Origin of the sequence: Parendozoicomonas verongulae, assembly GCF_009711465.1 — a bacterium.
GTDB classification, from domain to species: Bacteria; Pseudomonadota; Gammaproteobacteria; order Pseudomonadales; family Endozoicomonadaceae; genus Sansalvadorimonas; species Sansalvadorimonas verongulae.
Map to the genome: position 1 here is coordinate 110 of NZ_SMME01000387.1, position 600 is coordinate 709.

General features: G+C 57.0%; 1 protein-coding gene. It reads right to left on the reverse strand.

Features of this window, described 5'->3' with window-relative positions:
* A partial coding sequence (locus E1189_RS22410) for a hypothetical protein (protein WP_196220885.1) occupies window positions 1-600 on the reverse strand: 600 nt, incomplete at both ends.

Sequence of the window (600 nt, forward strand, 5' to 3'; positions counted from 1 at the left end):
AGCCGCACGGATGCGCAACCGGGTAAAGATACACCAGGCCGCTCTCAGATTGTCCGCGCCCCCCATGATCTGGAGATGTCTGCCCAGTGTTAACTCGATCTCCTTGTCATCGCAGGGTGTATCCTCCTGCCCCCCCGCCACACGGGTGCGCAGCCGAGTGTAGATATCCAGAGCCGCTATCAGGTTGTCCGTGCCTCCCATAGCCTGGAATAGCCTGCCCAGAGTCAGTTCGATCTCCTTGTCATCACAAGGGGTGTTCGCCTTCCCCCTTGCCGCACGGGTGCGCAGCCGGGTATAGATGTCCAGAGCCGCTCTCAGGTTGTCCGTGCCTCCCATAATATTGAGATGCATGCCCAGAGCCAGTTCGATCTCCCTGTCATCGCAGGGAGTGTTTACCTGCCCCCTGGCCGCCCGGGTGCGCAGCCGGGTAAAAACATCCCGGGCCATTTTCAGGTTGTCTGTGCTCCCCATGGCCTGGAGTAGTCTGCCCAGAGCCAGCCCATTGATTTTTTCGTCATTGAGAGAGTTTGAGTATTTGTCATAAAGGTGCTGAAAGAGTGGTAACGCTTCCGTTAAATGGCCTTTAGCCTGTAAAGCTCT